General features: G+C 65.9%; 17 protein-coding genes and 1 other RNA gene. 10 read left to right on the plus strand and 8 right to left on the minus strand.

All coding sequences use genetic code 11. The annotated features are described in order from the left end of the window. Positions 1-128 precede the first annotated feature (128 nt). Positions 129-686 (plus strand): hypothetical protein, encoded by a 558-nt coding sequence (locus tag FMP39_RS30835; RefSeq protein WP_171445472.1) that lies wholly within the window; start codon positions 129-131, stop codon positions 684-686. A 33-nt stretch (positions 687-719) separates the two neighbouring features. Here the strand turns inward: FMP39_RS30835 and FMP39_RS30840 are convergent, their stop codons facing one another. The 3 genes from FMP39_RS30840 to FMP39_RS30850 form a co-directional block, all read right to left on the minus strand. Continuing rightward, on the minus strand, positions 720-1,226 hold the full coding sequence (locus FMP39_RS30840; RefSeq protein WP_141593665.1) for a hypothetical protein: 507 nt from the start codon (positions 1,224-1,226) through the stop codon (positions 720-722). A gap of 99 nt (positions 1,227-1,325) precedes the next feature. Further along, positions 1,326-1,721, minus strand: an RNA gene (gene rnpB / locus FMP39_RS30845) — RNase P RNA component class A. A gap of 59 nt (positions 1,722-1,780) precedes the next feature. After that, complete coding sequence (locus FMP39_RS30850; protein ID WP_141593666.1) at positions 1,781-3,061, minus strand: RNA polymerase sigma factor; 1,281 nt, start codon at positions 3,059-3,061, stop codon at positions 1,781-1,783. 540 nt (positions 3,062-3,601) lie between these two features. Between FMP39_RS30850 and FMP39_RS30855 the strand changes: the two genes are divergently transcribed. Next, complete coding sequence (locus tag FMP39_RS30855) at positions 3,602-4,039, plus strand: hypothetical protein (RefSeq protein WP_141593667.1); 438 nt, start codon at positions 3,602-3,604, stop codon at positions 4,037-4,039. Between the two features lie 9 nt (positions 4,040-4,048). Then, positions 4,049-4,426, plus strand: coding sequence for a DUSAM domain-containing protein (locus FMP39_RS30860; RefSeq protein WP_141593668.1), 378 nt, complete (start codon positions 4,049-4,051; stop codon positions 4,424-4,426). A 40-nt stretch (positions 4,427-4,466) separates the two neighbouring features. Here the strand turns inward: FMP39_RS30860 and FMP39_RS30865 are convergent, their stop codons facing one another. Then, entirely contained in the window at positions 4,467-4,730 is a 264-nt protein-coding gene (locus tag FMP39_RS30865; protein ID WP_141593669.1) for a hypothetical protein, read from the minus strand. A 161-nt stretch (positions 4,731-4,891) separates the two neighbouring features. Here FMP39_RS30865 and hsdR point away from each other — a divergent pair, with 161 nt between their 5' ends. Genes hsdR through FMP39_RS30885 form a run of 4 tightly spaced genes read left to right on the plus strand, consistent with a single transcriptional unit; the run spans position 4,892 to position 12,151 of the window. Further along, positions 4,892-8,278 carry a type I restriction-modification system endonuclease gene (hsdR, locus tag FMP39_RS30870; RefSeq protein ID WP_141593670.1) on the plus strand — a complete coding sequence of 1,129 codons (3,387 nt, stop codon included), beginning with the start codon at positions 4,892-4,894 and terminating at the stop codon, positions 8,276-8,278. Continuing rightward, the gene (locus FMP39_RS30875; protein WP_141593671.1) at positions 8,275-9,714 is read left to right on the plus strand and encodes an N-6 DNA methylase; all 1,440 of its coding nucleotides are present in this window, start codon (positions 8,275-8,277) and stop codon (positions 9,712-9,714) included. Before hsdR ends, FMP39_RS30875 begins: the two co-directional genes overlap by 4 nt. Continuing rightward, positions 9,711-11,231 (plus strand): restriction endonuclease subunit S, encoded by a 1,521-nt coding sequence (locus tag FMP39_RS30880; RefSeq protein ID WP_141593672.1) that lies wholly within the window; start codon positions 9,711-9,713, stop codon positions 11,229-11,231. Before FMP39_RS30875 ends, FMP39_RS30880 begins: the two co-directional genes overlap by 4 nt. Before the next feature lie 29 nt (positions 11,232-11,260). Further along, positions 11,261-12,151 carry a restriction endonuclease gene (locus FMP39_RS30885; protein WP_228558484.1) on the plus strand — a complete coding sequence of 297 codons (891 nt, stop codon included), beginning with the start codon at positions 11,261-11,263 and terminating at the stop codon, positions 12,149-12,151. A gap of 15 nt (positions 12,152-12,166) precedes the next feature. Here FMP39_RS30885 and FMP39_RS30890 read toward each other — a convergent pair whose 3' ends face one another. Together FMP39_RS30890 and FMP39_RS30895 are read right to left on the minus strand one after the other, a co-directional pair. After that, positions 12,167-12,805 (minus strand): ribonuclease HI family protein, encoded by a 639-nt coding sequence (locus tag FMP39_RS30890; protein ID WP_141593674.1) that lies wholly within the window; start codon positions 12,803-12,805, stop codon positions 12,167-12,169. Between the two features lie 18 nt (positions 12,806-12,823). Then, entirely contained in the window at positions 12,824-13,555 is a 732-nt protein-coding gene (locus FMP39_RS30895; RefSeq protein WP_141593675.1) for a zinc ribbon domain-containing protein, read from the minus strand. Positions 13,556-13,661: 106 nt separating this feature from the next. On the opposite strand from FMP39_RS30895, the gene FMP39_RS30900 reads away from it, so the two are divergent. After that, positions 13,662-14,486 carry a hypothetical protein gene (locus tag FMP39_RS30900; protein ID WP_141593676.1) on the plus strand — a complete coding sequence of 275 codons (825 nt, stop codon included), beginning with the start codon at positions 13,662-13,664 and terminating at the stop codon, positions 14,484-14,486. 142 nt (positions 14,487-14,628) lie between these two features. Next, positions 14,629-14,796 (plus strand): hypothetical protein, encoded by a 168-nt coding sequence (locus FMP39_RS37585; protein WP_163884686.1) that lies wholly within the window; start codon positions 14,629-14,631, stop codon positions 14,794-14,796. A gap of 87 nt (positions 14,797-14,883) precedes the next feature. On the opposite strand, the gene FMP39_RS30905 is transcribed toward FMP39_RS37585, so the two are convergent. Continuing rightward, positions 14,884-15,177: a TIGR02300 family protein gene (locus FMP39_RS30905; protein ID WP_090490285.1), complete on the minus strand. Its 294-nt coding sequence runs from the start codon at positions 15,175-15,177 to the stop codon at positions 14,884-14,886. A 148-nt stretch (positions 15,178-15,325) separates the two neighbouring features. Between FMP39_RS30905 and FMP39_RS30910 the strand changes: the two genes are divergently transcribed. Beyond that, positions 15,326-17,071, plus strand: coding sequence for an AgmX/PglI C-terminal domain-containing protein (locus tag FMP39_RS30910; protein WP_141593677.1), 1,746 nt, complete (start codon positions 15,326-15,328; stop codon positions 17,069-17,071). A 4-nt stretch (positions 17,072-17,075) separates the two neighbouring features. Here the strand turns inward: FMP39_RS30910 and FMP39_RS30915 are convergent, their stop codons facing one another. Then, positions 17,076-17,321, minus strand: a complete 246-nt coding sequence (locus tag FMP39_RS30915; protein WP_141593678.1) for a DUF3006 domain-containing protein — start codon at positions 17,319-17,321, stop codon at positions 17,076-17,078. Between the last annotated feature and the right edge of the window lies 1 nt (position 17,322).

A 17,322-nucleotide genomic window follows, 5' to 3' on the forward strand; every position in this document is an offset into this window, starting at 1 on the left:
GGAGAGGGGGCGGGCGGCACCTGCGCGGTCAGGGCGTCGAGGGCGTTGGGCGTCTTCATGTGCGCGGGTTCGCATACACCAACGCGCCGGTGGATGCAGCGCCCGTGGCCGGGTAGAACCCGGTCGTGATGCGTCTCAAGCCCTCTTGTGTCCTGCTCCCGTCGCTCCTGCTGCTCGGCAGCGCCTGCATCGTGGAGGCGCCCGGCGGCGCGAGCGCGCAGGAGCGGCGTGCGGCCACCGTCACCCAGGTGCCCCCCCTGTCCGTGAAGAGCGGCGCCAACCTGGGCGGCAAGGTGGAGCTGGTGGGGGCCACGGTGGAGCCCGGCCGGCTGACGCCCGGAGACCAGGCGAAGGTGGCGCTCTACTTCAAGGTGCTCCAGCCCATGGACGACGACTACCTCATCTTCGTCCACGTGGAGGACGCGGACGGCCGCGCCGAGCGCATCAACGTGGACCACAAGCCCGCGGGCGGCATGCTGCCCACGTCGCAGTGGAAGCCCGGTGAGACGGTGAAGGACGAGTTCCCCATCTACGTGCCGCCCGGCTCGACGGCCCGCGCGCTGAACATCTGGCTGGGGTTCTGGGAGCCGCGCACGGACTCCCGGCTGCGCATCCTCAACCCGAACGCCGTGCGCAATGACGGCAAGGACCGCATCCTGCTGGGCCAGGTGCCCGTGGCGCGTTGAGCCGCGGCTGAGCGGGCACCTGGGCGCTGCTGGCTACTGGCAGTTCGGGGGCCCCATGCAGGAGTAGGTTGCGGTGAACCCGGCCCTCATCGTGGTGGTGTTGACGCGGGTGCAGGTGCCCTGCGTCGTGACGACGTTGCAGAGCCCCCGTGGACACGCCTGTTCGGCGAGGACCAAGGCGTTTTCCTCCGCCAGGGACCATGCGGCCGGGCAGTTGAAGCCGGAGGCATAGCCCTGGGATGTGCGCTGCGTGCTCTCGCAGGTACACGGCGTCGTCGTCGGACAGTAGGTCCTGCTCCCGTTGCACTCCACCCAGCCGCCGTTGTCCGCGCCGGAGGCACAGATACCGCTCGCGGAGCCGCAGGTGATGGACGTGCCATCCGCACACTGCTGGCTCACCTGACAGGAGAGCTCCGCTTCGCTGCTGCCCAGTTCCAGGGACTCCTCGTGCGCGTCGCCCATGTTGCAGGCGGACAGGACCAGGACTGTGACTGCCGCCAGGACGCTTCGTTGCCAGTGCCTACCGGTTTGCATTTGCATGCCGGAGACACTAGGTCCGTGAAGCAAAGCCCCTCCATCGTGGAGAACCGCAGTTCCCACGCCGAGGAGGGGGTTCCACGCGCTGACTTCAGAGGGAAACGCCGGAGCGGCCGTGTAAGCCGAGTTCTGTTCCCACCCCTTTCGGGATGGGCGGTGAACATTCATCTAGGGCCCTGGTTGCCCAGGGGCCTCATCAGCGAGCAACCCGAACGCATGGGACGGGCCATCCCTGTCCTCCGTACGGCGAGGACGCGCTCCTATTGGCTCTTGCTCCAGGTGGGGTTTACCGAGCCGTCCGAGTCACCCCGGACGCGGTGCGCTCTTACCGCACCGTTTCACCCTTACCCGCCCCTTTCGGAACGGGCGGTCTGTTTTCTGTGGCACTTTCCTGCGAGTCGCCTCGACTGGCCGTTAGCCAGCACCCTGCCCTCTGGAGCTCGGACTTTCCTCCCGCCACCCATGACTGCGGTGACCGGCGTTCACCCGGGCCGCTCCGGCACCTTGCGCTTACAACAGCCGGGCGGGGGCGGTCCACTCCAGGGCGTCTACCGGGCTCAGGAACGTCCGCTTCCGCGCGCGCAGGCGGCGGCCCGTTCGAGGAGCAGCGCGCGTTCTCGAGTGTTCGCCGTGAGGGCGGCGGCTTGCTCGAACTCCGCGCGGGCCTCGTCGAGCCGGCCCAGCTTGCCGAGCAGGTCTCCGCGGACGCTGGGCAGCAGGTGATAGCCCTGGAGTGACGGCTCCGAGGTCAGCGCGTTCACGATGGCCAGGCCCGCCTCCGGGCCGAACGCCATGGAATGGGCGACCGCCCGATTGAGCTCCACGACAGGGGAGGGGACGACCTGGGCCAGTGTGTCGTAGAGCGCTGCGATGCGTGCCCAGTCCGTGGCCTCGGCCGTGCGCGCGCGGGCGTGGCAAGCGGCGATGGCGGCCTGGAGCGCATAGGGGCCCTGGGCGCCTCCCAGCGCCTCGGCGCGTTCGAGCGCCGTGAGGCCCCGGCGAATGAGGAGCTGATCCCAGAGGGCTCGGTTCTGCTCCAGAAGGAGGACGGGCTCGCCCTTCGGTCCGACGCGCGCTCGTGAGCGAGACGACTGAATCTCCATCAAGGCGACGAGGCCATGGACCTCCGGTTCCTTCGGTGCGAGCCCCGCCAGGATTCGGCCCAGGCGCAGGGCATCCTCGCAGAGCGCGGGGCGCATCCAGTCCTCGCCGGCCGTCGCCGCGTAGCCTTCATTGAAGACGAGGTAGATGACCTCGAGAACGGCCGACAGGCGGGCGGCCAGCTCCTCGCTATCGGGGACTTCGAAGGGGACGCGTGCCTCCGCGAGCGTGCGCTTGGCCCGGACGATGCGCTGGGCCACGGTGGGGACGGGGACGAGGAAGGCGCGGGCAATCTCCTCGGTCGTCAGGCCTCCGAGCAGCCTGAGCGTGAGCGCCACCCGTGTCTCCTTGGAGAGCACCGGGTGGCAGGAGACGAACATCAATCGCAACAGGTCATCGCCCACGACGTCGTCGAGCGCGGCGTCCAGGTCCGGCGCGGCGGTGCCTTGCAGCGACTCCAGTTCGTGACCGAGTTCCTCGTGCTTGCGCTCGAGGAGCTTGCCCCTGCGCAGTTCGTCGATGGCGCGGCGCTTGGCGGTGGCCATGAGCCACGCGCCCGGGTTGTCCGGGACGCCCGTCTCCGGCCACTTCTCGAGCGCGGCGACGAGCGCGTCTTGTGCGAGCTCCTCCGCGCGGCCCACGTCGCGCACCATCCGCGCGAGACCCGCGATGAGGCGGGCCGACTCGATTCGCCAGACTGCTTGAATGGCCCGTTGTGTCTCGGTGGAAGCCGTCACGTGCATCACTCAATCACCGTTCGCTCGCGACTCAAGCGTCCTGCGCATCCGTCATTTTCTTTTGGGTTCACGACTCCCTTCAACTACGCGGGTTCCGTGCTGCTCAGGTTCTTGTGCCGCATCAACACCAGTTGATGTGACGTGGCTCCAGCCCAAGCGCCTTGCTGATGCGCGGCCTATGGCGCCGCTGGACGGACAGAAAGGCCCGTGCCCTGGCGTCCGGCATCGCCACCGGCAATGGAGGAAACCGCAATGTCACCCCCCCGACCGGGCGAGATGGCAGCGCATCCTCCGCCAGGGCAAGGTGGCTTCTGACGGTCTTCTGCGTATCGGGCTTCATGTGCTGGAGGACCGTCGTGCCGTACCAGCTCAGACCGCCTCTACCACGTTCCGGGAGCGGTAAATACCGCCCTGGGGTGACGCATGCGGGCAGCGTGCCAGACAGGCACTACGTAGAAAGCGTGGGGCTGGTCTTCCCCTGCCGACTCCCCATCCGGGGTGATAGACGCATGAAACGGAGCCATGAGCAGGCCTCGCACCATGCGAAAACAGAACGCCGCACTTGGCCTGTCGTGCCTATTGGCCACCATGTCGCTGGGTTGCTCCAGCAGCGCCACCGGCACCGTTGGTCGCCGCGACATGGGCCGTCGCGACGCCTACGCCCTGGCGTCCTGCACTGACACCGTCTCGTGCTGCATCCAGCGCAACCCGGGCGTGCCCGATGCGTGCGGCCTCACGGCAGCCGAGGCCGCCGCTTACGTGGGGACCATGGATGCCGCCATGAAGCGCGCGAACGAGAAGGCAGAAGAGGAAGAGGACGATGACGCCGACGACGGATGGAAGGAGCACTGCATCAACACCTACGTCGCCTGCCGAGATGAGAAGAAGCCGCGTTGGCAGGGCGACTGCTACGCGTGTTTTCGACTGTGTGAAGGACAGAAGCAGTGGCCATTTCACGAATGCCGCAAGCGCAAATAGGGCTCCCACATGCCGGAATATGAATTTTGGAACCAAATCTGGGAGCTGAATCACCGGGTTACCGACTTAGGGGAGCCACTCGCTCTCACGGACGAAACCCGCGCGTTGCTACGGGACACAGCAGCCGAGGTGGCCATAGGTCCCGAAGAAGCAGCCAGCGCACTGCAAGGCGACGTGAGCGCCGCTGCGTTGCTCAAGGAGATTGCGAAGCGTATCCGTGTCGGCTCGCGACGCCTGTCGCGTGCGCTCATTGAAGCAAGAAAGCACGAAGAGGCTGGCGACCGTGACGCCGCACGCGCGCCTTTGCTGGCACTGCTGGATGTCGAGGTCGTGCCGCTCTACCGCGAACAAGCCCAGATTCAGCTCGACGCACTCGACGAGCCGTAATGACAACGGGGGCGTGACTGACGCCGCGCCCCCGCCGTACTCAGGTGCCGCCACCAGCTCCAGGCGGCGCCGGTTCCACGGGCGGTGCCTCGGCACGCCCCTCCGTCGCCGCCAGCATGGTGGTGGCCAGCAGCTTGACGCCCGACACGGCCGGGGGCTTTCGAGCGGGCGGCTTGGGCACCTCCACCACGAGTGGCTTCGGCACGGGCGGCGCCTCGGCGCGCCCCACCACGGCGGACACCTGCGACACCACCGATTGCAGGTTGCTGTTGCCGAGCACGGATGAGCTACGCGAGGGAGCCACCGCAGTGAGCGACCCCTCCGGCCGCATCGCGCGGAGAAATGGCCGCGAAGGTGGGCGATGAGGCCGCATGCCGCTGTGAGGGTAATGGGGCTGGAGGGGTAGTTGTGACCCGTCTCAAAACGAGTACTTCGAGAAATTTCGGTTGGGATTAGACTCAAGGGGTGTCCGCTCTCCAGCCGCGCTCCTCGAACTTCGAGTTCTTGCGGTCCCATGATCCCCTGCTCGTCGCGCTTGGGGCGCAAGCAGAGAGGTACTTCACCGAGGACCCCACCACGTGTCTGATGAAGCTCAGGCAATTCGCGGAGGTGCTCGCGCAACGAGCCGCTGCGAACCTTGGCCTGCTCGCTTCCTCGAATCAGAGCCAGGTGGACCTCATCCGAGCCCTCGACTCGCGCGGTGCGTTGACCGCGGAGGTTCGTCAGGTTCTCCACGACCTTCGCCGGACGGGTAACGTCGCCGCCCACGAAGTTCGCGGGACGCACAGCCAGGCCCTCCATGGGTTGAAGCTCGCCCGCGCACTGGCCATCTGGTTCCACCGGAGTTTCGGTGATGAGCGCGGGTTCAGCCCTGGGCCGTTCATTCCTCCTCCTGACCCGGCGCTGGAGACCAAGGCCCTCGCTCAAGAACTCGAGCGGCTTCGGTCTGAGCTAGCCCAGGCCAAACTGGGGGCGGAAGCCGCCCAGGCCGCCGCCGCTGAAGAGTCCAGGCGGCGCCTCGGTGCCGAAGAGCGGGCTCGGAGAGACGCGGAAGATCGCGAGGTCTGGCAGGCGCTCGCGGAGGAAGCCGAAGCGAAGCTCAAGGGGCGCCTCGACGCGGCTCAAGTCCAGGCCGAAGCGACGCCCACGCGGCAGCTCGATCTCATGGTCCAACAGGCGCAGGCCGCAGGTGCCTCCCTGGACCTGGACGAGGCCGACACGCGGCAGCTCATCGACGAGCAGTTGCGTCAGGCGGGCTGGGAGGCTGACTCCCAGAACCTCACGTTCAAGGCCGGCGCCCGGCCGCAGCGCGGACGCAACCTAGCCATCGCGGAGTGGCCAACCCAGAGCGGACCCGCGGATTACGTTCTCTTCCACGGTCTTGAGGTCCTGGCCGTGGTCGAAGCCAAACGTCGCGGGAAGGATGTTGCAGGCGCTGTCCAGCAGGCGAAGCGGTACAGCGAGGGGTACCAGCGCCAGGGGGACGAGGCACCGCCCGAGGGCCCTTGGGGCAAGTACCGGGTGCCGTTCCTCTTCGCGACGAACGGCAGGCCGTATCTGCGCCAGCTCGAAACGAAGAGTGGCATTCACTTCCTCGATGCGCGGCGCCCGACCAACCACCCCCGGGCGCTTGTCGGTTGGTACTCGCCTTCAGGGCTTCGTGAACTCCTCCAACAGGACAGGGAGTCGTCCGAGGCGGCGCTTCGCTCCGAGCCGAGCCACTACCTCGGCTTGCGCGACTATCAGGTCAAGGCGATTCATGCCGTCGAAGCCGCCCTTGAGACGGGGCGCCGTGACTGCCTGATTGCCATGGCCACTGGCACCGGAAAGACGCGCACGTTCATCGGGCTCGTCTATCGGCTCGTGAAGACGCGGCGCTTCCGCCGGGTGCTCTTCCTCGTGGACAGAAGTGCGCTCGGCGAGCAGGCCATCAACGCCTTCAAACACGCGCGCCTGGAGGGCCTTCAAACCTTCACCGACATCTTCAACGTGAAGGGCTTGGAGGATGTCCGGCCGGACCCCGAGACGAAGCTCCACTTCGCCACGGTCCAGGGGATGGTGAAGCGGCTCCTCTACAGCGACGACGCGGAGCGGCCAACGGTGGACGACTACGACTGTATCGTCGTGGACGAGTGCCATCGTGGCTACACGCTTGACCGGGAGATGAGCGACGCGGAGCTGAGCTTCCGAAGCCAGGATGACTACATCAGCACGTACCGTCGCGTCCTCGACTACTTCGACGCCGTGAAGATTGGTCTGACGGCGACGCCGGCGCTGCACACCACGCAGATCTTCGGCGCGCCGGTGTACACGTATAGCTACCCGGAAGCCGTCATCGATGGCTGGCTCGTGGACCATGAGCCGCCGATCCGCATCAGCACGGAGCTCTCCGACGGAGGCATCCACTGGGCCGTGGGGGAAGAGGTTCCGGCCTACAACACCGAGACCCATCAGCTCGATCTCATTCACGTGAAGGACGAGTTGTCCTTCGATGTGGAGTCGTTCAACACGCGGGTCGTCACAGAGAACTTCAACCGGGTGGTCTGCGAGGAGCTGGCCCGGCAGATTGAGCCTTCCTCTGACGGAAAGACCTTGGTCTTCTGCGCCACGGACCAGCACGCGGACATCGTGGTCGCCGCGTTGAAGAAGGCGCTGGATGCGCAATACGGCGGCGTCGATGACAACGCCGTGATGAAGATCACCGGCAGCTCGGACAAGCCGCTTCAGCTCATCCGCCGATTCAAGAACGAGAAGCAACCGAGCATTGCCGTCACCGTGGACTTGCTCACCACGGGCATCGACGTGCCGCCCATCGTGAACCTCGTGTTCCTGCGGAGGGTGAAGAGCCGCATCCTGTACGAACAGATGCTGGGGCGTGGCACTCGCCGCTGTGATGATATCGGCAAGGAGGTGTTCCGGATTTTTGACGCCGTGGAGCTTTACGATGCACTGGAGCCATTCACGTCGATGAAGCCTGTCGTCGTGAATCCCTCCTTCACTTTCGCTCGGCTCATCGAGGAAGTGCGTCGTCTCAAGGAGGAGTCCTCACAACGGCAGGTCATCGATCAACTTGTGGTGAAGCTGCGGCGCAAGCGCCGCCACTTGGAGGGGGCGTCCGCAGACTCCTTCGAGGCAGCGGCTGGAATGCCCGTCGCTGACCTGTTGACCCTGCTCCGCGAGGAGTCCCCAGCCGAAGTGGCCGCCTGGTTCTCGGCGCACCCGCAGATTGGCGAAGTCCTCGACGCCACGACGGGCCCAGGGCCGCGTCTTTACGTGAGCAGCCATGAGGACAGCCTGAAAGCCGTGGAGCGGGGCTATGGGCCTAGCTGTGTAAGACCGAAGGACTACCTGGATGAGTTCGAGACCTTCATCCGGGAGAACCAGAACGTGTTGCCAGCGCTGATGGTGGTCTGCCAGCGCCCTCGCGAGCTGACGCGGCAGCAGCTCAAGGAGCTCAAGCTCGCGTTCGACAGCGCGGGCTACAATGAGACCTCGCTCCAGACAGCCTGGAGAGACACGACGAACCAGGACATCGCTGCCTCCATCATTGGCTTCATTCGCCAGCGGGCGTTGGGAGAAGCGCTGGTTCCGTACTCCGAGCGTGTGGAACGTGCCCTTCGGAAGGTGCTGGAGTCGAGGCCCTGGACGCCGCCGCAACGGAAGTGGCTGGAGCGGATCGCCAAGCAGCTCAAGGTCGAGACCGTCATGGACAAGGAGGCACTCGACCGAGGTCAGTTCGAGGCCAGCGGCGGCTTTGGCCACATCAACAAGGTCTTCGAGGGCCGGCTGGAGCAGGTCCTTGCTGACTTGAACGGCGCTCTCTGGCAACAGGGTAACAAGGCGACGGGATGAATACGAACGCGAACGACCTTGTACAGAAGCTTTGGAACCTCTGCTCGCTCCTCCGCGAGGACGGAGTCACCTACCACCAGTACGTTGCCGAGCTGGCTTTCGTGCTGTTCTTGAAGATGGCGAAGGAGACGAAGCGGGAGAAGCAGCTCCCCGAGGGATATCGTTGGGATGACCTTGCCCGCAGAGAGGGCATGGATCAACTGCGGTTCTACCGGGAGCTGTTGCTCCATCTGGGAACCCACGGCAGCTCGCGCGTCCAGGACATCTACGCGAACGCCAGCACATCGCTCAGGCACCCGAAGAATCTGAACGCGCTCGTGAAGGCCCTTGATGCACTCGACTGGTACGGGGTGGATCGGGAGAACTTGGGGGACCTCTATGAAGGACTCCTGGAGAAGAACGCCACCGAGGTGAAGTCCGGGGCGGGGCAGTACTTCACGCCCAGGCCCCTGGTGGACGCGATCGTCTCCGTGCTGAAGCCGCAGCCCGGTGAGACCGTGCAGGACCCTGCCGCTGGCACGGGCGGGTTCCTGATCGCCGCCGACAGGTACGTCCGCGCCCAGACCGACAACTACTTCGACCTCGCCGATCCAAAGCGGCAGGAGTTCCAGCGGAAGAAGGCGTTCTACGGGGTGGAACTTGTTCCGGAGACCCGCCGTCTGGCCCTGATGAACATGGCGCTGCATGGCCTGGAGGGGGAGCTTTTTCTCGGCGACACACTCTCGCCTGTTGGACGCGACTTGCCGCGGGCGGACATTATCATCACGAACCCGCCGTTCGGGACCAAGAAGGGTGGCGGCAAGCCCGAGCGCGACGACTTCACGTTCCTGACCTCGAACAAGCAGTTCGCGTTCCTGGAGCACGTCTATCGGGGCCTGAAGCCCGGTGGTCGCGCGGCCATCGTCGTCCCAGACAACGTGCTCTTCGAGGAGAACGTCGGCCAGGAAATCCGCGCCGACCTCATGGATAAGTGCGACCTGCACACCGTCCTGCGACTGCCGACGGGCATCTTCTACGCGCAGGGGGTAAAGACCAACGTGCTGTTCTTCACCCGTGGCAAGACAGACAAGGGCAACACGAAAGACGTCTGGTTCTACGACATGCGGACCAATGCCCCAACCTATGGGAAGCGGACACCGTTCCTGCGGGAACACTTCGCCGACTTCGAGAATGCGTTCGGGGACGATGCCTTCGGTAAGAGCAGGCGAAAGGACCAGGGCGCCGAAGGTCGGTTCCGGAAGTTCGCGCGCAAGGAGATCAAGACCCGGGGTGACAACCTGGACGTGCTCTGGCTCAAGGATGGGGGGCAAGGCAACAGTGACGACCTACCAGCGCCGGACGTGATCGTTGCTGAGATCCGGGGACAGCTCCAATCGGCGCTCGCTGAGTTGGATGCACTCTCGATTCTTCTCGACACCAAGGAGCTTCGGGCGTGACGAATTCGGTTGTAGCTCTACCTCCAGGATGGGCTTGGACCTCTTTGGAGGAGGTGGCGGAGCTGAAGGGTGGTCTGACCCTGGGAAAGAAACGAGAGCCGCACGAACACGTGCGACCAGTCCCGTATCTGCGTGTTGCGAACGTGCAGCGGGGATTCCTGTCTCTTAATGAGGTCAAGACGATTGCTGCCACCGAGGCGGAGATCGAGGAGCTGTGCCTCCGCGATGGCGACATCCTCTTCAACGAAGGCGGCGACCGTGACAAGCTGGGACGGGGATGGGTCTGGTCTGGTGAGTTGCCCGAGTGCATCCACCAGAATCACGTCTTTCGCGCGAGGCTGCGCACGCCTGAGATTGTTCCCAAGCTCGTGTCCATGTACGCGAACTGGTTCGGACAGGCGTACTTTCGGGGCCATGGGAAGCAGACCACCAACCTAGCGTCTATCAATCTTAAAACTCTCTCGAAGTTTCCATTTCCCCTGCCTCCCGGCAATGAGCAGCGCCGCATCGTTGCCAAGCTCGAAGCCCTCCAGGCCCATAGCCGCCGCGCGAAGGATTCCCTGGACGCCATCCCAGCGCTGCTGGAGCGGTTCCGGCAATCAGTGCTCGCAGCCGCGTTCCGGGGCGACCTGACACGGGACTGGCGCAAGGCGAATCCGGACGTGGAGTCTGCCTCGAAGCTGTTGGAGCGAATCCGTGCGGAGCGACGACGCCGCTGGGAGGAGGCGGAACTGAATCGGATGCAGTCTAAGGGCAAGCTACCCAAGGATGATCGCTGGAAGGAAAAATACGAGGAAGCCCCCCTCACTGATACGCGCGGCCTCGGTAAGCTTCCCGCCGGATGGTGCTGGGCATCGTTGGAGCAACTCACCATCAATTTTGATGGCGAGCGCGTCCCTGTGAAGCGTCAAGACCGTGCTGAACGTACAGGAACGTTTCCCTACTATGGCGCGTCTGGTGTGATCGACCAAGTTGATGACTACCTCTTTGACGGCCATTTCCTATTGATTGCCGAAGATGGCGCAAATCTTCTGAGTCGCTCCACCCCCATCGCGTTCGAGGCAACGGGGAAGTTTTGGGTCAACAATCACGCTCACGTCGTCCAGGTTCCGGGCGAACTCGTTCCCTTGACGTACCTTGGCAGCTACTTGAATGGTTTTGACCTTAACCCGTTCACCACGGGTACCGCTCAGCCGAAGCTCACGCAGAAGAACATGAACCGGATACCCGTCCCTCTCGCGCCACAAGCTGAGCAGGCTGCGATCACGACCATTCTCCGAAACGTGCGTCGATGTGAATTGCTGATTAATGATGCACTTGCTCGTGCGCGCACTCGCAGCGAGGTTCTCGAAGCCGCGCTCCTCGGTTCAGCGTTCCGTGGAGAACTCGTGCCGCAGGGCCCGAACGATGAACCCGCCTCAGTGCTTCTGGAGCGCATCCGTGCCGAGCGTGAAAGGCCGAAGGAAGTAAATTCAACCTCACACTCCAAGCGGAGCCGCGAGACCAAGGTCGCCTGACCATGCCCATCCCCGACTTTCAGAGCGCGATGCTCCCGGTCCTCCGCCTCGCCCAGGATGGGAAGGACCACACGCTCCGCGAGGCCGTGGAGGCCATCGCCGTGGAGTTCAAGGCCACTGAGGAGGAGCGCAACGAGTTGCTCCCCAGTGGTCGCCAGCGGCGCCTCCATAACCGAGTCGGTTGGGCGAAGACCTACTTGCAGAAGGCCGGCCTCGTGGAGGCGAACGGGCGCGGGCGGTTCCGCATCACCTCCCGCGGCCAAGAGGTGCTCCAGCGCAGGCCGAGCCGCATCGACATGAAGTTCCTGGAGCAGTTCCCGGAGTACAACGCCTTCGCTGCGCTCCGGCATGATCCCGCTGAAGCGGAGCCCTCCGCGCCGGAGCTTCTGTCAGCCACGGAGACTCCGGAGGAGCTCCTCGAAGAGAGCTACCAGGAACTGCGGAGGCGCCTCGCGGACGAACTCCTTGACCGCATCAAGGCTTGTGACCCGAAGTTCTTCGAGAAGCTGGTCGTCGATTTGCTGGTGACCATGGGCTACGGCGGCTCCCGCAAGGACGCGGGGCTGGCCGTCGGGCAGAGCGGCGACGAGGGCATCGACGGCATCATCAAGGAAGACCGTCTTGGGCTCGATGTCGTCTACATCCAGGCGAAGCGGTGGTCCAACACGGTCGGCAGGCCCGTGGTTCAGGCGTTCGCCGGCAGCCTTGAGGGACAACGGGCACGAAAGGGTGTGCTCATCACGACCTCGGACTTCAGCCGGGAGGCCCGGGACTACGTGAAGCAAATCGAGAAGAAGATCGTCCTCATCAATGGCGTCGAGCTCGCCAAGCTGATGATTGACCACGGCGTCGGAGTCACCGAGGTCGCGACGTACACGGTGAAGAAGCTGGACCTCGACTACTTCGGCGACGAGGACTGACGCCCGCCCTCGCGGTTACAGCCGCTCGTCGATGGCGCGGTTGCTCATCTCATCCGCCTCGGCGTTCTGCGCGCGGGGGACGTGGTGCAGCTTCACTTTCGTGAAGCCCTTGATCAGCTTCTGCGCTTCTTCGTAGAGCGGCTTGAGCGTCGGGCTCTTCACCTGGTAGCGCCCGCCGAGCTGACGAATCAGCAGCTCGCTGTCCGCGAAGACGTCCACCTCGCGCGCCCCCAGCGACTGCGCATGCTTCAGGCCCAGCAGCAGGCCCATGTACTCCGCGCAGTTGTTCGTCTGATGCCCCAGGAACCGCCCGAGCCGGGCCACCACGTTGCCCTCGGGGTCCATTAGCACCGCACCCGCGCCCGCGGGCCCTGGGTTGCCCCGAGCCGCGCCATCTGAATAGACGCGCAGCCGCGGATGCGATTCGGAAGCGGGCGCCGCATCCACCGGCGGGCTCATGGCCCCAGCCGGCACCTGCGTGCTCGGAGCCGACGCAGCGGAGGCTGGCGACATCCCGCCGAGCCGCTGTGCGGCATCCTCAATGAGCTGCCCGAGGTGCTCCCGGGTGAGGCCGCGGAACGCACGTACCGTCCCTTGCAACGGCTCCTCACGCGCGATGTGGCGGAGGATGTCGATGATGGACGGCGCGGGCATGTCCACGAAGCCGTGCCGCTACTTCGACGCCGCCGGGGTTTCCTGCAGCGCTTCCACCGCGTAGATGATGCGGTTGCACGAAGGGCAGATGTCCGTGCCCAGCCCGGTGCGGAGCTGGTTGTAGAGCTGCGGGGGCACGTTCATGTTGCAGCCCTGGCAGGTGCCGGCGACTACGCCGACCATGGCGGGCAGCTTCTTCTTGCGCACCACTTCGTAGCGGCGCAGCAGGGTGGCATCCACGCTCGAGGCCACTTCGGCACGACGACCTTCCAGCCCCTTCACCTGCGACTCGGCCTCGCCCAGCTTGCCGCGCAGCTCCGTCATCCGGCCGGACAGGCCCTGCTGCTTCGTCGCGTAATCGGCCTCCTTGCTCTTGATGGCCTCGCGAGCGCCGCCGAGCTGCTTCGTCAGCTCCGTCAGCTCCTCCGCCATCGTCAGATTGGCCTTCTTGGCGATGTCGATTTCACGGGCCAGGGCGGAGTACTCGCGGGTGGAACGCTGCTCGCTGAGCCGCGTCTCCCACTTCTTCACCTTGTCCTTCTCGTCCGTGATGTTCTGCTCGAGCTGGGCCTTCTGCTTCTCCATGTCGGAGACGCGTGCCCGTTCCGCCTCAATGGCGCTGCGGGCCACACCCAGTTCCCGCTCCAGCTCGGCAATCTGACGGGGGTGAACGTCCGCGGCCTTTCGGAGCGAGGCGACCTCGAGGTCCACGTTCTGCAGCTCCGCCAGCGCTTTCAATTTCTCCCGCAAAGTTGCTGCCTCCCACAGGGCCGCACCGTGTACGGCAACGGCCTAGTTCTTGTACCAACAAGGTTAATGAGGGTCCAACGTCCAAATAGGCCACGAGTCATCCCTCGTGGCCCTTGCTGCCATGCTGCATTTGAAACAGCTTCACGCACCCGTTAGACCGGAGCGCGTGCTTCGTCCATCCTTCGTCATCGTTCTCTGCGCGCTCACTCCTGCCTGCAAGGAGTCCGCGTCCCCGCCTCCCGCCACCACCACTGCGCCGGCCATCCCGCCCGCCGCCACGAACACGAAGTGGGGTGTCATCGAGGGTCGCGTCCGTCTCGCCGGCACGCCCCCCGCACCTGCCCGCCAGCCCACCATCGGCACTGTCGTCTCCGTGTGTGGCGAGGAGACGGAGGAGCGCACGCTCGTGGTGGGAAGCGAGGGCGCGTTGGCCCACACCGTGGTTTCCCTTAGAGACGGCCACGCACTGCCCGCGTCCACGCGCGCCGCGCCGGAGCCCGTGCTGGACCAGAAGCAGTGTGTCTATGACCCGCCCGTGCTGGCCGCTCGCACCGGCAGCACCCTGGTCATCCGCAACTCGGACCCCTTGGTTCACAACGTTCGCGCCGCCTCCGGAACGAACCGCGCCTTCTTCAACGTGGCCATGCCGCTGGAAGGCGTGACGGTGAAGCGGCAGTTGCCCGCAGAGCCAGGCGAGGTCCCCATCCACTGTGACATCCATCCGTGGATGCGCGCGCGCGTGCGCACCTTCAACCATGGGTACTTCGCGACCAGCGGCGCGGACGGACGCTTCCAGTTGGAGGTCCCCGAGGGCACGCACACCCTGGTCCTCTGGCACGAGCGGCTTCCAGAGCAAGCCCGCACCGTGACGGTTCGCGCCGGCGAGCGCGTCCAGGTGGACGCGGAGTGGCCGGTGGCCGACCTGAAGTAGCCCGCCAGTCCGTACCCTTGAAGGATTCCGGCGCTCGACGTCTAAAAGGTTGAGAAGCCGCGAATCGATTGGCGTTTCCGTTCCGACAGAAAAATTGTTATGCGGGCGGCAGAAGCCACGACCGAGAAGAGGGGGCCGAGTCATGCAGCAGCAACCAAAGAAGCAAGCATTCCCGAGCAACGGCATGCGCGGCCTGGAGGCGCCCCGGAAGGCGGCGGTTCGGCCCATCGGCATGCAGGAGATGGGGCCGACCCTGTACGAGCAGCTCCGCCGCGCGCTGGTGGAGCTGACGCCCGCCTCGTCCAACTGAAGCCGGGCCGTCCGGGCGCGAACGCCACGGCCTGAAAAGCGAAGGGGCTCCCGGCTTGTGCCGTGGAGCCCCTCGTTGTTTGCGAACCTAGATTTCGTCCTCTTCGCTATCGCCTCCCGCCGCCTCGTCGTCGTCGAAGGAGTCCAGCTCCTCCTCGTCGTCTTCGCCGCGACCGGCGGGTTCCTCCGGTTCAATAGGCTCAATGACCTTCGGGGCAGCGGCGAGACGGCCACGCCTTCCCTCGGGCTGGGGCTTGAGCGCCGGGCTTTCCCGCTGATCCGCCCCACACTTCGGGCAGATCGGGTCCGGCTTCTTCATGTCGTAGAACTTCGTCTGGCACTTGAAGCAGACGTGTTTTGTTCCGAGGTCCTTCGCCGGCATTCGCCACCTTGTGTAAAAGGCGAGTGAAGACAGGGGGGAGGGCGGCTCAATAGTTGGGCCGCAAGACAGAGTCAACCTGTGGTTTGCGCCGGAGATTTCTAGCGGTAGCATCCCGCCCACGTTTTCCCCCGGAAGCTGGACACCCCTCTTGAACTTTACCTGCGACAATTGCCAGAAGCGGTATTCCATTGCGGACGAAAAGGTCCGCGGCAAGACGGTCAAGGTCCGCTGCAAGAACTGCCAGAACGTCATCACCGTCGAAGGGCCCGCCGAGGAAGAGAACACCCGCGTGGTGTCCCTCGCGGACGTGGAGCGCATCCGCGCCCAGGAGCGTTCCCTGGCGGAGCCCGAAGCGAGCGCCGCCCCGGCCGCCGTCATCAGTGCGCCCATTGCGGCCGCTCCGGTGGCGAAGGCGCCCGCGGCCGCCCTGCAGACGCCCTGGGACGACGAGCCCACGCGCGCCGCGCCCATGAAGGCCACGGGTTCGCCCTGGTTCGTCATGGTGCGCAACAAGCAGGAGGGCCCGCTGGACGAGGGCGCCCTCCGCGAACTGGTGGCCACCAACACCGTGAATGGCCGCAGCTTCTTCTGGCAGCAGGGCATGGCGGACTGGAAGCGCGGTTCGGACATCCCCGAGCTGGCCGGCCTCTTCGAGCCGCCGCCCGTCGCAGAGCCGCCCCCGCCGCCGCCCGCCATCGCCGCGCCGCCTCCGCCCGAGCCTGCACGCCCCTCGCGTGGCGCGCCCGTGCGCCGGGAGCCGGAACCGCAGGCCTTCATCCCGGAGCCCGAGCCAGAGCCGCGGCACGCCGAGTCCGAGCAGCCCTGGCCGGACGAGGAAGAGGAAGCGCCGGACAACACGTATTACGGCGACCCGTTGCCGCGCGCGCAGCCGCAGCCGCAGCAGCAGGCCCAGGTGACCCGCCGCGCGCCGCAGCCGCAGCAGCAGGCCGCCAGCGCCGCGCCGCTGGACGACGCGCTGTTCTCCGACCTGGACCTGCCGGGCAACCGCAACGGCGGTGACGGCGAGGAGCCCCAGGACGACGGCGGCGTGCCGTACCCCGATGATCCGCGGGCCGCGCTGGGCGGCGGCGAGGACGACGACGAAGGCAAGGCCGTGGAGGACACGCGCCACTTCGCCAAGAAGTCGGGTGTCACGCGCCGCAACCCCGCCTGGAAGTACGCCGTCTTCGCGTTGCTGCTGCTCATCGTCCCGCTGGGCCTGGCGTATGTCCTGTCGGAGACGCTGGGCGTGGTGCCGCTGCGCGTGCAGACGGTGGACGCCAGCGGCAACGCGGTGGAGCAGCCCATCTTCTCGTCGGAAGGCGTGGGCGCGCTGCGCGACAAGCTGATGGGCCGTGAACCGCCGCCCGCGCCCCCCAAGCCGCCCGCAGAGGGCAAGCGCCCGGTGCCCCCTTCGGAGGGCAAGCGCCCGGCCGCCGCGCCCGGTGAGACCGGCGCGGTTGCGGACCCGGAGGCCGCCGCGGCGCCGTCCAAGGGGGCGCTGGAGGCCGTCTACGTGGACCCGGACAAGAAGGACGTGGACCCGACGGTGCGCAGCGGCGAGGAAGTGGCCGCCGCGGACACCGAGGAAGTCGGCGGCCCGTCCGACGAAGAGGTGGAGCGCGTGCTGGCGAAGACGCAGCCCGCCTTCCGTGACTGCGTGGAGGCCGAGCTGCGGAAGAACCCGTCCTTCAAGGGCGGAAAGGTGACGCTGACGGCCACCGTGGGCAGCTCGGGCACGGTGAAGGCGGCCTCGTTCGACCGCAAGGACCTGAACCGCAACAGCCCCGTGGGCACCTGCATCCGTGACCGCGCGAAGGGGATGGTCTTCTCCGCCTTCGCTGGCGAGGACGTGGACCTGGAGATTCCGCTGGTCCTCTCCAAGTCGATGTAGCCGCCTAGAGGTCGAAGCTCCCGGCCGGCGGCGGCTTCTTGCCGCGCGTCGCCTTCTCACGGGCCCTGCGCACCTCCTCGCGCAGGGCCTCGGTGGCCTCAGCGTCCACCTCCAGGGTGTCGAGGTCGAGCACGTCGCCCTCGCGGATGCCCTCGGGCAGTTCGCTCAGGGGGCGCGTCAGCTCACGGCCCTCCACCACCAGCACGGCGATGTCGTCTTCGATTCGGTCCAGCGTGGCCCGGGTCGTCATG

Origin of the sequence: Myxococcus sp. AB056, assembly GCF_006547365.1 — a bacterium.
In the GTDB taxonomy this organism is placed as follows: domain Bacteria; phylum Myxococcota; class Myxococcia; order Myxococcales; family Myxococcaceae; genus Myxococcus; species Myxococcus virescens.